The organism is Cohnella silvisoli (genome assembly GCF_021190915.1).
Taxonomy (GTDB): domain Bacteria; phylum Bacillota; class Bacilli; order Paenibacillales; family Paenibacillaceae; genus Cohnella; species Cohnella silvisoli.
In genome coordinates, this window is sequence record NZ_JAIOAP010000001.1 from 497,755 (window position 1) to 516,197 (window position 18,443).

At 47.3% G+C, this 18,443-nt stretch carries 11 protein-coding genes; 9 read left to right on the forward strand and 2 right to left on the reverse strand.

What is annotated here, in order from left to right; all coding sequences use genetic code 11:
* The first annotated feature begins 12 nt into the window (after positions 1-12).
* The 8 genes from K7P76_RS02160 (at position 13) to K7P76_RS02195 (ending at position 12,825) form a co-directional block, all read left to right on the forward strand.
* Positions 13-1,707: an extracellular solute-binding protein gene (locus K7P76_RS02160; protein WP_232182555.1), complete on the forward strand. Its 1,695-nt coding sequence runs from the start codon at positions 13-15 to the stop codon at positions 1,705-1,707.
* A 257-nt stretch (positions 1,708-1,964) separates the two neighbouring features.
* Complete coding sequence (locus tag K7P76_RS02165; RefSeq protein ID WP_232182556.1) at positions 1,965-3,344, forward strand: extracellular solute-binding protein; 1,380 nt, start codon at positions 1,965-1,967, stop codon at positions 3,342-3,344.
* Positions 3,345-3,430: 86 nt separating this feature from the next.
* Positions 3,431-4,324, forward strand: coding sequence for a carbohydrate ABC transporter permease (locus tag K7P76_RS02170; protein WP_232182558.1), 894 nt, complete (start codon positions 3,431-3,433; stop codon positions 4,322-4,324).
* A gap of 17 nt (positions 4,325-4,341) precedes the next feature.
* Positions 4,342-5,190, forward strand: coding sequence for a carbohydrate ABC transporter permease (locus tag K7P76_RS02175; RefSeq protein WP_232182563.1), 849 nt, complete (start codon positions 4,342-4,344; stop codon positions 5,188-5,190).
* A gap of 590 nt (positions 5,191-5,780) precedes the next feature.
* Positions 5,781-9,464, forward strand: coding sequence for a LamG-like jellyroll fold domain-containing protein (locus tag K7P76_RS02180; protein ID WP_232182571.1), 3,684 nt, complete (start codon positions 5,781-5,783; stop codon positions 9,462-9,464).
* Positions 9,465-9,496: 32 nt separating this feature from the next.
* The gene (locus K7P76_RS02185) at positions 9,497-11,176 is read left to right on the forward strand and encodes an alpha-galactosidase (RefSeq protein ID WP_232182573.1); all 1,680 of its coding nucleotides are present in this window, start codon (positions 9,497-9,499) and stop codon (positions 11,174-11,176) included.
* 220 nt (positions 11,177-11,396) lie between these two features.
* On the forward strand, positions 11,397-11,585 hold the full coding sequence (locus tag K7P76_RS02190; RefSeq protein WP_232182575.1) for a hypothetical protein: 189 nt from the start codon (positions 11,397-11,399) through the stop codon (positions 11,583-11,585).
* Positions 11,527-12,825 (forward strand): hypothetical protein, encoded by a 1,299-nt coding sequence (locus K7P76_RS02195; RefSeq protein ID WP_232182576.1) that lies wholly within the window; start codon positions 11,527-11,529, stop codon positions 12,823-12,825. Before K7P76_RS02190 ends, K7P76_RS02195 begins: the two co-directional genes overlap by 59 nt.
* A gap of 144 nt (positions 12,826-12,969) precedes the next feature.
* Here K7P76_RS02195 and K7P76_RS02200 read toward each other — a convergent pair whose 3' ends face one another.
* Together K7P76_RS02200 and K7P76_RS02205 are read right to left on the reverse strand one after the other, a co-directional pair.
* Positions 12,970-14,094, reverse strand: coding sequence for a GntR family transcriptional regulator (locus tag K7P76_RS02200; RefSeq protein WP_232182578.1), 1,125 nt, complete (start codon positions 14,092-14,094; stop codon positions 12,970-12,972).
* Between the two features lie 72 nt (positions 14,095-14,166).
* Positions 14,167-15,330, reverse strand: a complete 1,164-nt coding sequence (locus K7P76_RS02205) for a GntR family transcriptional regulator (RefSeq protein WP_232182595.1) — start codon at positions 15,328-15,330, stop codon at positions 14,167-14,169.
* A gap of 348 nt (positions 15,331-15,678) precedes the next feature.
* Between K7P76_RS02205 and K7P76_RS02210 the strand changes: the two genes are divergently transcribed.
* Entirely contained in the window at positions 15,679-18,435 is a 2,757-nt protein-coding gene (locus K7P76_RS02210) for an alpha-mannosidase (RefSeq protein WP_232182598.1), read from the forward strand.
* Positions 18,436-18,443: the final 8 nt, after the last annotated feature.

Genomic DNA, 18,443 nt, shown 5'->3' on the forward strand with positions numbered 1-18,443 from the left:
GATGTGAAGCCGATGACGAGCAAAAAAGCAAACGCGCTCATCCTGATGATCTGTGCAGCTATGGTTGTGCTACTAATCTGGATCGGAGGCAGGGACAACAAGACGGATGCAACGCATGCTGAGGGTATTTCAACTGGTGCTCCAAAGGGAGAAATGCCGGGAAAATACGATCCGCCAATCACAGCTTCATTCGTACGCTATATTCCGGCGGCGGTAGCGGCAGACAACAATACGCTTATCCATCTGCCGGGCGAAACATTGGATGATAACCGATGGACAAGACTCTATGAGCAGAAGCTGGGAATCCGCTTAAAGTACGATTGGACAGCGAAGGATCAGGAAGCTTACCAGCAGCAGATGAACATTTTCCTGGCTTCAAATAACATCCCTGATTTCATCAAGGTCGATGCCCTCCAGTTAAAGCGGCTTGCCGAAGCGGATATGATCACGGATCTGACGGAAATGTTCGAGCGGGAGGCTTCGGAGCTGACCAAGAAGACGCTGCGGGAGGAAGGTTCGGCGCCTTTCGAGGCGGCAATGATCGACGGAAGACTGATGGGGCTGCCCAATATCGATTCATCCATCGATGTGGCCCAATTCGTATGGATACGGACGGACTGGCTGGATAATCTGGGATTGCAGCCCCCCAAGACGATGGATGAACTGGTTGCCATAGCAAAAGCGTTTACGAATCAGGATCCCGATCGCAACGGTCGCGACGATACTGTGGGGCTTCTTCTGCAGAAGAGCTTGTGGGGAGGTTTTGCAGGCACGTTGGAAGGTTTTTTTAACGGCTTCCATGCCTATCCGAATATTTGGATCAAGGACTCCTCGGGAAAGCTTGCATACGGCAGCATTCAACCCGAGATGAAGCAGGCGTTGGCTCTGCTGCAGCAAATGTATCAGGCAGGGTACATCGATAAGGAATTCGCTGTGCTGGATGAGGGCGGATCAGCGGACAGAATCATTAATGGCAAAAGCGGAATGGCCTTTGGACAGCAGTGGCTGAATGCGTGGCCGATACAGATTGGCTACAACAAAGATCCGCGAATGGAGTGGAAAGCGTTCCCCCTTGTGTCGGTTGACGATGATCCTGTAAAGCCTTCCATTCAATTGGGTACGAACGGGTGGTGGGTCGTCAAAAAAGGCATTGCCTATCCAGAAGCGATCGTGCGGATGTTCAATTTGTTTCTGGAGACCAATTGGGGAGCTACGGCAGACTTTGGAACCTACTACATGCCGGATAATACGGAGAGCATATGGAAATTGTCTCCCGTTACGCCGACGCCCCCCTACAAAAATTTGAACGCTCATCTTGCGATCGCCAACGCGCTTAAGCGGGGAGCCGAGTCAGAACTAACGGGCGAGGCGAAAGTGATTTACGAGAAGATCAAAAAATACGAGAACGGAGACCGTGAATCCTGGGCCTGGTATGCAGGCTATGCTCAGGACGGCGTATTCAGCATCATGAATGATTATAAAGAGCAGAACAGGTTTGTGATGGATCAATTTACAGGCGTTCCGACTCCGAGGATGGTGGAAAGGCTGCAATCGCTGCAAAAGCTGCAGAACATGACGTTTACAAAAATCATTTTTGACAACGCTTCTATAGACGAATTCGACAGGTTCGTAGAAAACTGGAACATGCTTGGAGGCGAAGATATGACACGGGAGGTAAATGAGCGGCAGGCTTCCCGACCTCAATAACATTCAAAGTAAAAGGAGGTCGGCTTCTCCAAGTTTTACGCAAAAGGACAGGGGCTCCCCCTGTTCTTTTGTGCGTTTGAGGAGCCCAGCTGCCGTCAGGAATACCTATGCGAGTGCCGTTCGAATTGGTAAACAGAGATCATGGAAGTAAAAAGAAGAAGGATATTCGTACAGGGAGTTAGGGGATATGCTTGAAGCAGGGAATCCGAAAAGCCTGATGCCCTGAAACTAAACATTCAAAGGAGAGGTCAAGAAGCATGAAATGGAAAACATTGTTGCTGTTTTGCGCCGTGCTGATGCTTGCAGCATCTGTAAGCGCTTGCGGCTCGAACAAGAACGAAAATTCGACGCCGAGCAGCCCCGCTGCAGAAACAAAAAGCACGGAAAGCGCATCGACGGAGCCTTCCAACAGCGGTGAGGCTCCCGTTGCGGAGCTGGAGGGAGATTTTGAAATTCAATATTTTGTCGGAGGATATGGCGATGCCTGGTGGAAATCGGTGATCGCACAGTTCAAGGAGAAATATCCGAAGCTGAACATTAAAGAATCCGCAGGTCCCAAAATCAACGATCAAATGAAGCCGCGTTGGATTCAGGGAGATCCGCCGGATGTGATCTACCTCGACGGTGCGGGCTCGAACGCACGGCAGCAGATTGAAGACGGCCAGCTGTTGGATCTGACCGATTGGATTAAAGAGGCTGCGAATATAGACGGAGAGAAAATTACCGACAAATTGATCGGGCAGCCGGATCTGTTCGACGGTAAAGTCTATACGCTTCCGCTCGTCTTCGGCTCTTGGGGAGTTTTTTATGACAAAGCTCTGTTCACTCAGAACAACTGGGAAGTTCCGACTGATTTCGAAAGCTTCCTGACCGTATCCGAAAAAATCAAGGCTGCCGGCATCTCCCCGCTCGTACATGCCGGCGTTTACCCTGGCTACCTGGTTGGCGGAGTTCTGAATCCGGCTATCGTATCGGCTAATGGAGACGATGCGTCCATCCTGGTAGATATTGCCAATGCCAAGGAAGGCGTATACAAGAGCGAAGCGGTTCTGAAAGCGTTAGGACAGCTGGTAACCTTGCGCGACAAGGGATATCTCGACAAGTCCGCTATCGCGCTTAACCATACGGATTCGCAAATTCAGTTTTTGCAGCACAAGGACGCTTTTATCCCGAACGGATTATGGCTGGAAAATGAAATGAAAAAAGATACTCCTGCAGGCTTTAGCTTTGGCTGGCTTCCATCGATCACCCAAGCGCCCGGCGGCAAATATGTTGCCGTTCCTTATACGAACGCAATCGCAATCGCCAAGAAGGCGAAAAATCCAGAAGCGGCCAAGGCATTCCTCCAATTTATTTATACGTCGAAGGCGGCCGTGGAATGGGCTGAAAAAACCGGCGCTCTGATGAATCTGAAAATTGATCTTGAAAGCGCCAATGCAAGCGAAGTTTCCAAGGCGGCGGCCAAGTTCTACAGCAGCGATAACATTGTTGTTGCGCCTACATTCGCATACGCAGGCGAAATGGGAAAAACTATCGAGGATGCCACAATTGCCCTGATCGACGGCAAGATTACTCCGGAGCAATGGGCGGAGCGCGCCGAGAAGCAAGCGGCGACAGAACGCTCCAAGGCCAAGTAGCGTTTGCTTCCATAACATGGGGACAAGGGGAAGTCCCTTATCCCCATGTTAAATTGACATCCTGCCGAAGGGGGAGCTGAAGGACAATGAGTGCCAACCTGAAACGGAGCCTGTTTATCGCTTCGTTCATATTGCCGACCTTTATCGTTTATTGCATTTTCACGGTGTATCCCATCCTGAGAGGAATATACATTAGCTTTACCGATTGGTCCGGCGGCTCCGAGACGATGAATTTTATCGGACTGGATAATTACCGCGAGCTTATTCATGATCCGATCATATATAAAGCGGCATACAATGATTATTTTATCGTGTTTTGGAAAGTGATCGGGATTATGCTCATTGCGACTTATTTTGCCGTTGCGCTTACTCGGTTAAAAATTAAAGGCTCGGCATTCTACAGAATTGTATTCTTCTTCCCTAACGTGATTTCCGTCGTTGTCATCGGAGTCATCTGGAGGTTCGTTTACAATCCGAAGCTCGGGATTCTGAACTCTCTCCTTTCGTTTATCACAGGGAAGCCAGTAGAAACGCCATGGCTCGGAGACAGCGATTACGCTTTGTGGGCGCTGCTTCCTCCCGCGATCTGGGCGGGTATTGGCTTTTTCATGATTTTGCTGATTGCCGGTATTATGAGCATTCCGGCGCCTCTGTACGAATCGGCGGAAATAGACGGAGCCTCGCAGTGGAAGCAATTTTTTCATGTCACGCTTCCTTTGCTTTGGGAGCAGCTCAAAGTATCCGTCGTGCTCATTGTCCTGACCTCATTAAACGGTTCCTTTATCATCGTATCGATCATGACCTACGGAGGCCCGGACAATGCAACGCAAGTATTGGGCTACCGATTGTTCGAGAAGGCATTCGGCACTTATCAGATGGGCTACGCCTCGGCTGTCGGCGTATTGATTCTCGTGCTTTCTCTTTTGACTACAGTGGTAATGAGATGGCTCATGAGAAGAGAGTCGGTAGAAGTCTCTTAATATAAGGGGAGATACAATTGAAACGCAATGGGGGACACCCGCTGGCAAGAGCGCTTTCCGTCACTTTTCTCGTTTTCTGGGCTTTTATGGTTGTGTACCCTATGGTATGGACGCTATTCGGGTCTTTAAAGGACAATCAGCAATTTTTCATGGGCAAACCGTGGAACCTTCCTAAGCTGCCGCTGCTATGGTCCAACTTTTCTTACACCTGGGATAAATATCACTTCGGCGCCTATTTTCTGAATTCTGTTATCGTCACCCTGGGAAGCATGGCGCTTGCGCTAATATTGGCCGCCTCGTCAGCCTACGTACTAGCCAGATATTCCTTCAAGGGGAGCGGAGTCGTTTATTACTTTTACATCGCGTCTTTGATGATTCCCGGCATTCTTGCCCTGATTCCCACGTTTTTCCTGTTATTCAAGCTTCATTTGAACAATACGTTCATCGGACTCATTACTGTTTATGCCATTGGAGCGGTTCCCTTCGGAATCTTCATGCTCATCGGTTTTTTCAAGGCGCTGCCGCGCGAACTGGAGGAAGCAGCAGTCATCGACGGCGCTTCTCACTTCGGTACATTTTTCAAAATCATGCTGCCTCTTGCCAAGCCGGGCTTGCTGACCTTCAGCATTATTAATCTGCTTGGCATGTGGAATGAGTATGCGTTCGCGCTTGTGCTGGTGAATGATCCCGCCAAGTACACTCTTCCGGTGGGCATCGCCGTTATGCAGGCCGAGATGCAGTACCGAACCGAATGGGGAGCATTGTTCGCAGGGCTATTGATGTCCATCGTTCCGGTACTGATCCTGTACATTCTGTTTCAGAATCGAATAACAGAAGGAGTTACAGCAGGTGCGGTGAAAGCTTAAAACCGCTTCGCTTGAGGAGTTCATAATGGTTTGATATATCTCAATTAATAATCAAAGTTGTCTCATTTATACTTGATAATTGGCTACTGATTTCGGCTTTGTAGTCTCAACTATAACCGTTACCCACAACGGATCCGGTATCGGCAGGTCGGCAGGGTGACGGAGAAAAGAGCGTGTGATGCGAAGATAAGTCCATGAGATTTCATATAAGGGGGGGGGGATCCAATTGATGCAGGGCCGTGCCATTTGGGATGGTTATCTTAATGAGTTTCTTCAAATCGCTGCCGAAAAAAATGGAAGAATCCGCCGTGATTGATGGTGCTTCCTTATATGGCGTGTTTTCAAAATCATGCTTTCTCTGTCCGTATCGGGACTGATCACGATTAGCATCGTGACTTAGCTTTATGCAAGCAACGATGCAATACCGAATCGAGTTTGGTCCCTTGTTTGCCGGGGTAACCATAGCGACAATACCCGTGATGATTATGTACATGCTTTTCCAAAAAAGCATTATCAGAGGCATAACTGCGGGAGCAGTTAAATAATAGCCACCCGTTTTACCAGAAAATTCTCATGAAGGAGAGATGTTAATGTTAAAAAAATGGACTTCGTTGTGTTTAATCGTCAGTATGTTTATGCTAATGCTTCCCAGTTTGAGCGGTACAGCCTATGCGGCGGCGATGGATGTTTGGACCGCCAGTTCCTATGATAATGTTTTTCAAGACAATGTTAAACCCAATGATGCAAGCGCTTCCATAAATTGGGTGATGGTCCGAAATGAGTTTGAATCGAACCAGATCCTTATGCGTAGCACAGCTGCAGGCTTTACGATCAATGGTGTGACGTTCAGTAATCTTGTTTCGGGCGGTAATACAATTGCCAGCAGCAATCTTAAATACAATTTTGTAGAATACTCGACATTGCGCGATAATACGTTTGGTCAAGATGCCATGAGCATGGTACGTGTTGTCGTAAACCCCTATCCGGGGGGAGCAGGGACTCTTAATTATCCGGATGCCCTGTCTAACAATTCGTCTATTGCCGTTGAGATCAACAAAACGCAGCCGATTTGGGTGACGCTTTATGGACCGAAAACGGCTGTGCCTGGCGTGTATACTGGAACGGCGACTGTGAATACTTCGGTTGGGGACTTTGTTGTGAACCTGTCCGCTGAAATTGTGAATGCGACGATTCCAGATTCCAAAGACTCCAACTTCACTTATATTCATTGGCAGCAGATAAGCGGCACCTGGCACTACGATGCTTGGGCTGACAACCATCCAGGGAACGCCATTAACTACATGTTCGGATACGAAAAATATACAACGCAGTGGTGGGCTCTGATGGCTGACATCAGGCAGCAGATGAAGGATCATCGGCACAACGACATGTATATCAATTTTACGGAGCTTCTATTAGATGGGGGCACAACCGTGGATGCTAGCGGCAATTATACTTTCAATTGGAGCAAGTTTGACCAATTTATTGAATTTTTTATGGATCCGGCATCCCCGACGGGCAACATCATCAAAAGCTTATCAGGCGGTCCGCTCACAGGCCCTTTGATTGTGAAAGAACCTGGAACCGGTCTAATGATGTCGAGGCAAATTATCTACAATGATGATATTGGAACTGCCGAAGCTCAATCCATTAAATGGCACGATCAGCTTATTCCTGCGTTGTATAACCATTTGAATAGCAAGGGCTGGCTGGGGATTTGGAAGCAAGGGATTGCGGATGAAGTCGATACGGTGAGTACGGTTGTAACTCCGGCTGGAAGCGGAAATCCAACGCACGGAACAATCAATAAGAATCGATACCTTGCGTTGTTGGACAAGATAGACAATTTGAAACCAGCCGGTTTGCCTCGAATGAAAGTGATCGATGCGATTAACGGGAACGGTGTGGATTTCGTAAATCAGGATATTAATAGCCGTCTGGATTATGCTGTGCCCGTTACAAACATTTATCAAACGACTAAGACGATCTGGGACAATCAAAAAATAAAATACGGAAATGAAGTATTCATATACAACTGCAATTGGCCGCAATTGCCTTGGTTGAACCGCTTTATCGACACGCCGGTTTGGGGTCAGAGGTTAGTCGGATGGTCAGCATATAACAATGGTATTAACGGCTATCTCCACTGGGGCTGGAACTCCTGGGTCCAAAGTGTTGGCGGGCATGCGCCATTTACACCGATAACCGTGAACTCTGACCCTTGGAAAGGCGACTCCTTCACCGTTTATCCGGATACAGCCAACAACAGAATTAAGGGCTCTATTCGATATGAAGCGAACCGCGATGCTGCAGAGGATTTCGATATTTTCAAGATTCTCGAGGCCTCACAGCCTGTGTTGGCTAAGAATATCGCCAGCAGTATCGCGCCTAGCTTAAGACGCGACTATACCGAAGATATTAAGGAAATGATCATCAAACGGAATGAACTGGTTCGTGCAGCGGGCGGAGGAAACGGCCAGGCCTCCTACTATAAATTAGACGAAGGAACGGGTACTGCCACTACCGATACTTGGGGCGGGGGCAACGGCACGCTACTCGGAGGAGCGGCCTGGATCAACGGTCATGATGGCAAAGGGCTTGTTTTGGATGGTTTGGACGATGGCGTATTTACGGGCAAAACCAACATTCCTCCACCATGGACGGCGTCCATGTGGGTCAAACGTACGGATTCGTCGAATGCAAGCGCCGCCTTGCTCGGTTCGAAAACGACTGCTTTGAAGCTCGAGCAATGGAATGGCACCAACAAAGTAGGTTTTACCAAGCTGGGCATGGGCGATTATGCATTTAATTACAGCGCCACAATTGGAAAATGGGAAAAACTCACTTTTGTAGGCACAGCCAAGGGCACATCGCTTTATGTAGACGGAAACTTTAAGGAAACCATCAATGCGGTGATCGATCTTCCGCTCGAAACGATCGGTTATACATTCACCTCCGCTGGAGTCGGGGTCGATTACATGAAGGGGACGATCGACGATGTAAAGGTGTATCGCAGAGCGTTAACCCCGGCGGAAATTGCCGGAACCCCGCTTGCGAGCGCAGGTGTGGCCAACTGGACATTTACCGAAACGGGCGCCAATGCAGTGGATTATTGGGGCGGCAATACAGGTAAATTAATAGGCGGGGCCTCTAAGACTGCCGGCAATCTTTTACTTAACGGAACAAGTGCAGGAATGGACTTGAATATGTCGGATATCCCGGTTCCATGGACGGCTTCATTATGGGTGAGAAAGGACGCTAATAAAGGGAATTCTGAATTATTCAGTTCCTTTAACGGGGCGATTAAGCTCGATCAGTACGGTGCAGGAGGTCCAACATATCAGGTTGGCTTCTCCGATTGGTGGGAATACGATCAGAAGTTTACGTATTCCGCACCGCTTGGGTGGACGCATCTAACATTTGTTGGTACGAGCACAGGCATCTCACTTTACGTCAATAAAGTTCTTAATCAGACGATAGCTTGGCCAACGGTAGGCGGACGGCAAATGCCTCCATTGAAGCTGCCGCTGAATACGGTTGGTTACCGGAAGTATCCCGACGGTCCTACTTCTACCACCAGCACTACGGGTGACTATGTGCAAGGAGCTATGGCCGATGTGAAAGTATTCAGTCGGGCACTTCCGCAAGCGGAAATCAACCAGTTGTATGACGGGAACGTTGGCTACTGGACTATGGACGAAGCCAGTGGAACAACTACGATTACCGATGCATGGAAAGGCAGTGTGGGCACCCTGAACGCAAGTCCGCAAGAACCGACAAGAGTGGCTCATTCGGGATTAGGCAACGCACTTACTTTTGACGGTGTTGATGACGGAGTTCAATTGGGCAGAGCAGACATCAAGGGACCGTGGACCGCTTCGATGTGGGTGAATCGCTCCGACTCTCCTCTTCCTGCGGCGACTCTGTTGGGTTCAGCACGTAATCACATAAAGCTGGAGCAATATAACAACACGAATAAGGTCGGAATATCATCGTTCGGTATTGGCGATTATTATTTCAATTACACGGCACCGGTGGGTACATGGACTAAGCTGACATTTGTCAACAACGGAACTTCAACCACGCTATATGTTAACGGTGTTTTCCAGGAAACGCTTAACTTTGCATTTGATCTCCCGATGGAAACCATCGGTTACTCGAAAGCGGACCCGTGGTCTGCGACGAATGCGGACAGTTATTTCCTAAAGGGCTCGCTGGATGATCTGAAAATATTCTTAATAGCTCTAACACCGGCTCAAGTGGCTGGGTTGTAATTACTATTCTACACTTTGGGAGGATAGAAAAAATGAACATTTCTCGTAAAATTAAGCGAGTTTTGAAGTTTGGAACGATGATGATATTGGCATTCTTGATGTTATTTGCAACACAGATTTTTACGCCTTTAGGCAGCAAAGAAGCAAGCGCTTTAAGTAACGGTTTAGCACTGACACCGCCAATGGGTTGGAATAGCTGGAATAAGTATGGATGCAATGTCAGTGAAAGTTTGATTCGATCGATGGCTGACGCTATGGTGAGCAGTGGAATGCAGGCGGCGGGTTATCAGTATGTGAATGTGGACGATTGCTGGCAAACGGGTCGGGATGGCGCGGGTAATATTATTGCAGACCCTGTTAAATTTCCAAACGGAATGAAAGCACTCGCGGATTATGTTCATAGTAAAGGCTTGAAATTTGGTCTTTATACGGATGTTGGCCCAATGACCTGCGCCGGAAGGCCTGGCAGCCTTAATCATGAAGTACAAGATGCCAATACGTATGCTTCATGGGGAGTCGATTTTGTAAAAGTAGATTGGTGCTATAATAACGGGTTGGATGCTCAAACTCAATACACGATTTATCGCGATGCGCTGAGTAACTCCGGACGGGCTATTCTATTCAGTATTTGCAATTGGGGTCTTTACAATCCTTGGATTTGGGGACCTGCAACGGGGAACATGTGGAGAACAACAGGAGATATACAAGACAGCTGGAGTTCGATAACCAGTATTATCGACGAGAATGGACCACGTGCCGTTGGGGCGGGTCCAGGCGCATGGAATGACCCGGATATGCTGATGGTAGGAAACTATGGGACCGGCGCAATTGGCGGAGGAGGAATGACCGACACGGAATATCGTTCACATTTTGCGATGTGGTCGATTATGGCAGCTCCTCTCATTGCAGGAAATGACATAAGCAACTTGAACCAGGCTACGAAAGATATTCTCATGAATTCAGAAGTCATTGCAGTAAATCAAGACCCGTTGGGCAAACAAGGCTTACTAAAAAGTGATATTAATGGACTGCAGGTATGGTCTAAAGAATTATCTACTCTAGGAACACGTGCGGTTGTATTATTTAATCGAAGTGCTTCTGCTGCCAATATCACCGTGAATTTCGATAATGTGGGTCTGAACGCAACGGCTTCAGTCAGAGATCTATGGACTAAAACGGATATAGGATCCTTCACTACCAGTTATACGGCAAATGTTCCCGCGCATGGTGTGGTTATGGTGAAATTGACGGGTACAGAGAGCAACAGCAGCGGCCCGATTATTTCAGGTAAAACCTACAGGATTATGGCTAAAAGCAGCGGGCTGTCCCTTGCAGTTTATTGGGCTTCGACGGCGCTCAACACCAACATAATTCAATACGGTTATAGAGCAACGCGCAATGATCAATGGGTGGTTACAAGTGTTGGCGGAGGGTACTACAAAATAGAAGCTGTTCATAGCGGGATGGCAATGGCCGTACTCAATGCATCATTGGTAGACTCAGCGAATGTGGTTCAATATACGTATGGATTAGCGGGCAATGACCAGTGGCAGATCATTTCAATCGGCGGCGGTTATTATAAAATCATAAACAAATTAAGTGGTAAGGCGCTTAATGTTGCTTGGAACTCGCCAGAATATAATGCTCAAATGATTCAATATCCGTATTCATCTAATAATAATATGAGCTTCCAATTTGTCGCTTTGAATTAATTGACTTAGCAAAAAGGACAGGGATCCCCTGTCCTTTTTGCTTGCGCCGTAAGAGGGCTGCCGCTTATCCTGTCTTCGCGAAACTTGGCAGAAGAGGTAAACAAAAGTCATGGAAGTAAAAAGATGAAGGATATTCGGCTATCGGGTGAATGGATATGCTTGAAGCAAGGAATAGGGAAAAGCCTGATGTCCTGAAATAGAACAGTCGAGGGAGAGGTCAATGAGTATGAAATGGAAACAATTGTTGCTGATCTGCACCGTGTTAATGTTGGTAGCGGCGGTGACCGCCTGCGGATCGAATAACAACGGCAATTCGGAACAAAGCAGCCCCGCCGCAGAAACGAAAAGCGTTGAAAGCGCATCACCGAGCTCCGGCAATAGCGAAGAGGCTTACCCCTGCGGGGCTTAAAGGCGACTTTGAAATCCAATACTTCGTCGGCGGGTACGGCGACGCTTGGTGGAAATCGGTTATCGCGCAATTTAAGGAAAAAAATCCCGACCTGAACATAAAAGAATCCGCAGGTCCTAAAATCAACGTTCAAATGAAGCCTCGCTGGCTTCAAGGCGATCCGCCGGATGTCATTTATATCGACGGTGCAGGTTCGAATGCAAGACAGCAGATTGTAGACGATCAGCTGTTGGACCTCACAGATTGGATTAAAGAGGCCGCTAACGTAGATGGAGAGAAAATCGTCGATCAAATGATCGGACAGCCGGATATGTTCGATGGTAAAGTCTATACGCTTCCTCTGTGCAGCAATAGCGGCTCCGATAACGGAGGACCGTGGATCGGCAACTATCGGTTTCCCGACATGCATAAACTTGCTGGGGAAATGGAGCAGATTGGAGTCCGGCCTGGCATTTGGTTCCGGCCTCTGTTAGCCCACTATAATATACCGGACAGCTGGAAACGATACACGCAGAATGGGCATTTTCTGGACCCGAGCGTATCGGATGTGTTGGCGTATATTTCCGAAACGATAAAGCAAATGACGGCCTGGGGTTATCAGTTGATTAAACACGATTTCTCTACCTTTGATCTGCTGGGCCAGTGGGGATTTCAAATGGGCAGCAATGTAACCACGCTTCCTTATACATTTGCAGACCGCTCCAGAACAACGGCTGAAATCATCGGACAATTTTATCAGACGATTGCCGATGCATCGGGGGACAGCCTCATTATCGGCTGTAATACGATCGGTCATCTTGCCGCAGGCAGGTTTGAAATTCAACGTACCGGAGATGATACCAGCGGAAGAGATTGGGAGCGCACGAGAAGAATGGGGATCAATACGCTCGCTTTTCGCATGCCGCAGCACGGTACATTTTTTAGCCATGACGCAGATTGCGTGGGATTGACTAACGATGTGCCATGGGAACTGAACCGTCAATGGATGGACTTATTGTCCGCCAGCGGAACGCCGCTGTTTGTTTCGGCGAGTCCTACTGATACGTCCAAGGAGCAGCAGAAGCACATCAGGCTTGCTTTTGAACGCGCCTCTAAATCTAGTCCGGTGGCAGAACCTCTAGATTGGTTGGACACAACAAGTCCGAGCCGCTGGAGAATTAGAGATCAGGAAGTTGAATATGATTGGACGGATTATTCGCTAACAGCACATTCGCCCTCCGAGAAATTTTGGTGGAAATAAGCTGTCGAAAGGCGGAGACGCAAAGCCAAGGCTCATCGGTCCCTTTTGGGACCATAACCGGCTGTGCGGCCTGAACGCTAGAACAGTCACTGGCTTTTCGAAGGCGGTGGTTCAGCCTGTTGAGAAACTCTCAACAGGCTATTATTATTGGTGTACGAATGGGAGAGTAGATTGACCTTCCACTAAGCTGATCGGAATTTTTATATGTTCTGTGATGCTCGGATCGGAAATAGCTTTTTTTAATAGTTCTACAGATTCCCTCCCAATCAACTCTAGATTTTGTTCAATATACGTATATGAGTTTTGCTGAATTTGGTTATTTACAGTGTTGTCAAATGATACGATCGAAATGTCCTCCGGAATGCGTAGTCCGAGCTTGTGAGCGGCTTCGGTCACGGCGATCGCAACATAGGGCTGCAATGCGAAAATTGCGGTAATGTCACGATGGATGGCAAACCATTCTTCTACAATCCTTACAGTTCGGATCGGATCATTCACCATTTCGTCGTCTTGAATGTGGGTTAACCAATGATGGGGCTGGACTGGCAATTTCTTGCGTTTGACAACCTCCAGATAACCTTGAAACCGATCCTCCAAGCTGGTCGCTATGGATTTTTGATATGAGATAAGGCCGATCGTTCGATGGCCGATATCCGCGAGGTATTCAGTAGCTTTAACTCCGCCTGAATAATTGTCGGAAATTACAGCATTCGTATTTATGCCCGGAAGATAGCGGTCAACGAGCACGAACGGGAATTTATTCAATTTAAGCTTCAGGATAGCGCTGTTGTAAGTTTCACCGTCCAATGGTTGGATAATTAACCCCTTCACCCCGAATTCAAACATATCCTCAATGGCTTTTACCTCATCATCCTGATTTAGAGAAGATCTCACTAGAAGGCGAAATCCATCCCTACGGCAAGCTTCTTCGATTCCTACGAGCAATCGGTAAGTAAATAAATTACTTGCAGGCCGCATGATAAAACCAATCGTGCTTTTTGGCTTAAGAATCGTGGATGGCTTGTCTGGCTGAGGCAAGAGGTGATCTTCGGCTTTCACATAGGTTCCTTTTCCTGCCAGTCTATACACTAGACCCTCTTCGACTAATTGTTTAATTGCCGCAGTTACAGTCACGCGGCTAACCTGAAAATGATTCATCAGTTCCATTTCGGTAGGAATCTGATCCTTAGGTTTTAATTTGCCGGATTCGATCTGATCCTTGATATAATCGCGAACCATGATATATAGAGGATTTTTTTTGCTTTTCACGGCGTGCCCTTCCTTCATTAACAGGAAAATAAACAAACATAATTCAAAGTAGACATAATATAAGTCATTATATCATATAGGGATTGTAACATTCGCCGATAAGTCTTGTACATCTTTATTGAAAGGAGAACACGTAGATTTGCCTTCCACTAAGCTTATTGCGATCTTTATTTGTTCATTGATTTGAGGATTATGAAAGGATCTTATTAATAATTCCACTGCTTTATTGCCCATCAGCTCCAAGTTTTGTTTAATATGCGTGTAATAAACATTTCTCAAGTCGCTAATCCCCGGATTATCAAAGGTACATATGGATAACTCCTCTGGAACCCGAATATTTAGTTTTTCCGCTACCTCGGAAACGTAAATGGCATCCAAAGAGTGCACCGCGAATATGGCAGTGATATCTCGATGCTCGGTCAGCCATTCCTCAATAAACTCCATCGCCATGATTTCATCGTGAAACGGAGCGTTATCATCGATATAAGTTAACCAGTGGTAGGGATAAGTTGGCAATGAGGTGTTCCTGACCGTTTCCAAATAACCTTGAAAACGTTCCTCCGCGCTGGAAGTTTTGGACTTTGAAGAGGAAACGACACCGATGTTGCGGTGACCGAGCCCGATCAAGTATTCCGTAGCCAAAACCCCTCCATCATAGTTGTCCGAGAACACTGCATTCGTCATGATTCCCGGTAAATAACGGTCTACCAATACAAAAGGGAATTGATTTGCTTTGAGCTCCAAGATAGCCTCATTATAAGTCTCTCCATCCTGCGGGTAGATGATTAAGCCTTTTACGCCTGCGAATACCAATTCTTTGATGGCTTCGATTTCGTCTTTCTGCGAAAGCGATGAACGGAATAATAAAGAATAGCCTTCGTCTCTGCACGCCTCCTCGATACCGAGAAGTAACCGGGTCATATACATATCGCGTCCTGGATGCATGATAAAACCAATGATGTTTTTTTGAAAGGAATGAGCTACGGAGATCTTCGATGGGAGTATGGTTTCGCCGCCTGAATTCACGAATGTTCCTTTGCCGGCAATCCGGTAAACGAGCCCTTCCTCCACCAGATGCTTAATAGCCGTTGTGATTGTTACTCGGCTGACTTGAAATTTAGTCATTAATTCGGCTTCTGTTGGCACCTGATCTCCTGCTTTGAGTTCTCCGCAGTCAATTTGATCTTTTAGATATTGCCTTATTTTAATATATAAAGGAATTGCATCGTGCTTCAATGCTAATCAACTCCAGTCTAGACTACTATTTTGAAAATAATTCAGAAGCTTCGTCATATTTCGATTAACTAATACAATATGATAAATACGTATTAATTGAATTATACTTTGGTTTTCATACGTTGTATATATGCGTCAATAAGCCGGTACAGTAAAGAGTTTTGAGGAGTTCGAATAATTCTATAATGGATGATATAAGACATTTTTTTTGCCCTAAAACCAAATGACCTATTAATTTGTATTGACGTATTTAATGACTTGATTTATGATCAGGTTAATGAAAGGGGTAGCCATGGATTGCAGCATTTGTATTAAATCATAGACGATTATAGCCGGGGGATTATGGAGATGAAAACGAAATTGAGCAGAATTCATGTCGTATCTCATACGCATTGGGACAGGGAATGGTACCAGGATTTTCAAAGCTTTAGAGTTAGGTTGACTTATATGATGGATGAACTGATAGGGAATATGGAGAGCGACCCAAAGTACTTATTTTTTATGCTGGACGGACAGACGATCCTCTTGGACGATTATCTGGAAATACGTCCGGAGAATCGAAATCGGTTGGAGACATTGATTAAGAACGGTCGAATATCCATCGGTCCATGGTATGTAATGCCGGATGAATTTCTTGTAAGCGGGGAGGCGCTTATACGCAATCTCCAGAAGGGAATGCGGCAGTCCCGATCATGGGGAATGGAACCTATGAAATCAGGCTATATCGTTGATATGTTTGGCCATAATAGCCAAATGCCGCAAATTTTCCGGGGATTCGGCATCGACAATGCGGTGCTGTTCCGCGGCTTCCATGGAGACGGCGACCCGGCGGAAATTTGGTGGGAGGGCGCGGACGGCAGTCGCGTGCTTGGCTTGAAGTTGGATGAGGACCGTTGTTACAGCGATTTTTATTTTGCATTGCGTTGGCCTTTCTTCGACAGGGACAGAGCCTACGAAGAGCACCGGGAGGAGCTGGTTGAACGCGCCGTTAAGCTAATGGCGTACAAATGCGCACGTTCGACGGCATCGGTTGGACTATCGCTTGACGGTGTAGATCATATCGAGATGGAACCGCACGTGCCGTTAATCCTTAATATTCTTAATAAATCCGACAAGTTGGATACCGAGTTTATTCATTCCACGATAGAAGCTTATTTGGAAGAGCTTCGCAAAGAACCTCTGGAACTGAAAGTATATAAGGGAGAGCAATCAACGCAAGGCTACAATGGCTTGAACAATTGGATGCCGGAGAATACGCTCTCATCGCGTATCCATCTAAAGCAAATGAACCATGAATGCGAAACGCTGCTTGAAAAGTGGGCGGAACCTCTTGCCGTAATGGCCGGTCTGGAAGGAAGGCTGTATCCCAAGGCGTTCCTGAACAAAGCATGGGAATACTTGCTTCAGAATCATCCTCATGATTCGATATGCGGTTGTTCCATCGATCAAGTTCATCGGGATATGCTGTACCGTTTCGATCAATCCCGCTTAATTGCCGGGCAGATGATCAAAGAGCAAGCAAGTTACATTGTCAATCATTTGAGCGAAGAAGCCTTGAAGGGCGCGCAAGCCCTAGTTGTATTCAATCCTGCTCCTTATGAATTGGATCAGATCATTGAAGCGGAACTTGATCTTCCCATCCATACGGATGTCGCCGTTTCTTGGAAAGGATTGAATCTTCAAGGCACGTCTTTTCGGCTATTCGATAAGGACGACAAGGAAATCCCCTATCAGGTATTGGGAATTGAGCAGAATCGCGCAAGCATGCATAGGCCATATGGTGAACTGCCCCGGTATGAACCGGTTGACCGATTCCGGATTGCTTTCTCTGCCCAGGTACCGGCACTAGGCTATACGGCCTACAGGCTGGATCCTTATACGATTAGTCCAGAAGCTCCGCTTGAATATAACGCCAAAAAACTGGTAGCGCCGATTAGGCACCTCGGATCGATGCAGGTCGCAGAGCATACATGGAATAATGGACGAATTGTGCTTTATGTTCATCGGAATGGAACAATTGATCTGACGGATCTGGAAACGGGATCTAAGTATGAAGGGTTGCTGCTCTTCGAGGACGAAGCGGATGCCGGTGACGGCTGGAGTCATGTGCCGCCTGCCACCAATGAGAAAGTGACTTCGCACGGCGCGGAAGCCATTATTTCGATGGTATTCGACGGTCCCTTTCAAACGCGAATCCGCATCCAGAGCAAATTAGTTCTTCCACGATCGCTATCTCCGGATGAAAATAGCCGCAGCAGCGAATATACAGAAGTACAAGTCACGACTCTAATAGATTTAAAGAAGGACGATCCGATTGTGTATTGCCGCACGATGATCAAGAACACGGCAAGGGATCACAGGCTGCTGTTATTATTTCCGGCCGTACCGGACGCAGAGCATTATTATACCAGTACGCCGTTCGATCTTGTGAAGCGAAATGTGCGCAAGCATGATTATTCTGCGTATGTGCGTAAACCCTTGGAAGTCGTGCCGCATAATGGACTGATAGCGGTTGAAGAAGGCGGAAACGGGCTGGCGGTCATGAGCCGCGGGTTATACGAAGCGAGCGTGCGGGATAAAGAGAAGCGCACGATTGCCCTGACGCTGTTTCGCAGCACAAGCAAGGAAGTGATGGAGGACGGCGGGAACGGCGGTCAACTTTTGCGAGAGTTGGATTTTCGATATGCGATACGACCGTTCGATCCAAGGGTTTGCGATAAGGCCCGATTGTGGAGGGAGCAACAGCAATTCGTGAGCGGAGTTAGGACGATGGGCCGTAAAGCCGGCAAGCGCTTTTCCGAGACGCCTCATAAGAGAGAAGCCAACTTGCCTGCGGCAAAGTCCTATCTCGAGCTCTCGTCGCAGGAATTTGTTCTAAGCGCTTTCAAGGAAGCGGAAGATGAAGCGGGCTGTTGGATCATCAGGCTTGTTAACGTGACGGAGCGGGAAGGGCAAGGACGGCTGACGTTCGGACGCGACATCTCGAAAGTTGAATGGGTTGAATTGGATGAGACTGTAATATCCGTTCTGCATGCTGACAAGCAAGCCGTGCAAATATCGGGAGCAGCCAAGAAAATAGTAACGGTTAAAATACGATTCGCATAATAAACATT

Coding starts and splice junctions, on each gene's coding strand:
- K7P76_RS02160 (WP_232182555.1), top strand. CDS start 13: ATGACGAGCAAAAAAGCAAACGCGCTCATCCTGATGATCTGTGCAGCT.
- K7P76_RS02165 (WP_232182556.1), top strand. CDS start 1,965: ATGAAATGGAAAACATTGTTGCTGTTTTGCGCCGTGCTGATGCTTGCA.
- K7P76_RS02210 (WP_232182598.1), top strand. CDS start 15,679: ATGAAAACGAAATTGAGCAGAATTCATGTCGTATCTCATACGCATTGG.
- K7P76_RS02185 (WP_232182573.1), top strand. CDS start 9,497: ATGAACATTTCTCGTAAAATTAAGCGAGTTTTGAAGTTTGGAACGATG.
- K7P76_RS02170 (WP_232182558.1), top strand. CDS start 3,431: ATGAGTGCCAACCTGAAACGGAGCCTGTTTATCGCTTCGTTCATATTG.
- K7P76_RS02180 (WP_232182571.1), top strand. CDS start 5,781: ATGTTAAAAAAATGGACTTCGTTGTGTTTAATCGTCAGTATGTTTATG.
- K7P76_RS02190 (WP_232182575.1), top strand. CDS start 11,397: ATGAGTATGAAATGGAAACAATTGTTGCTGATCTGCACCGTGTTAATG.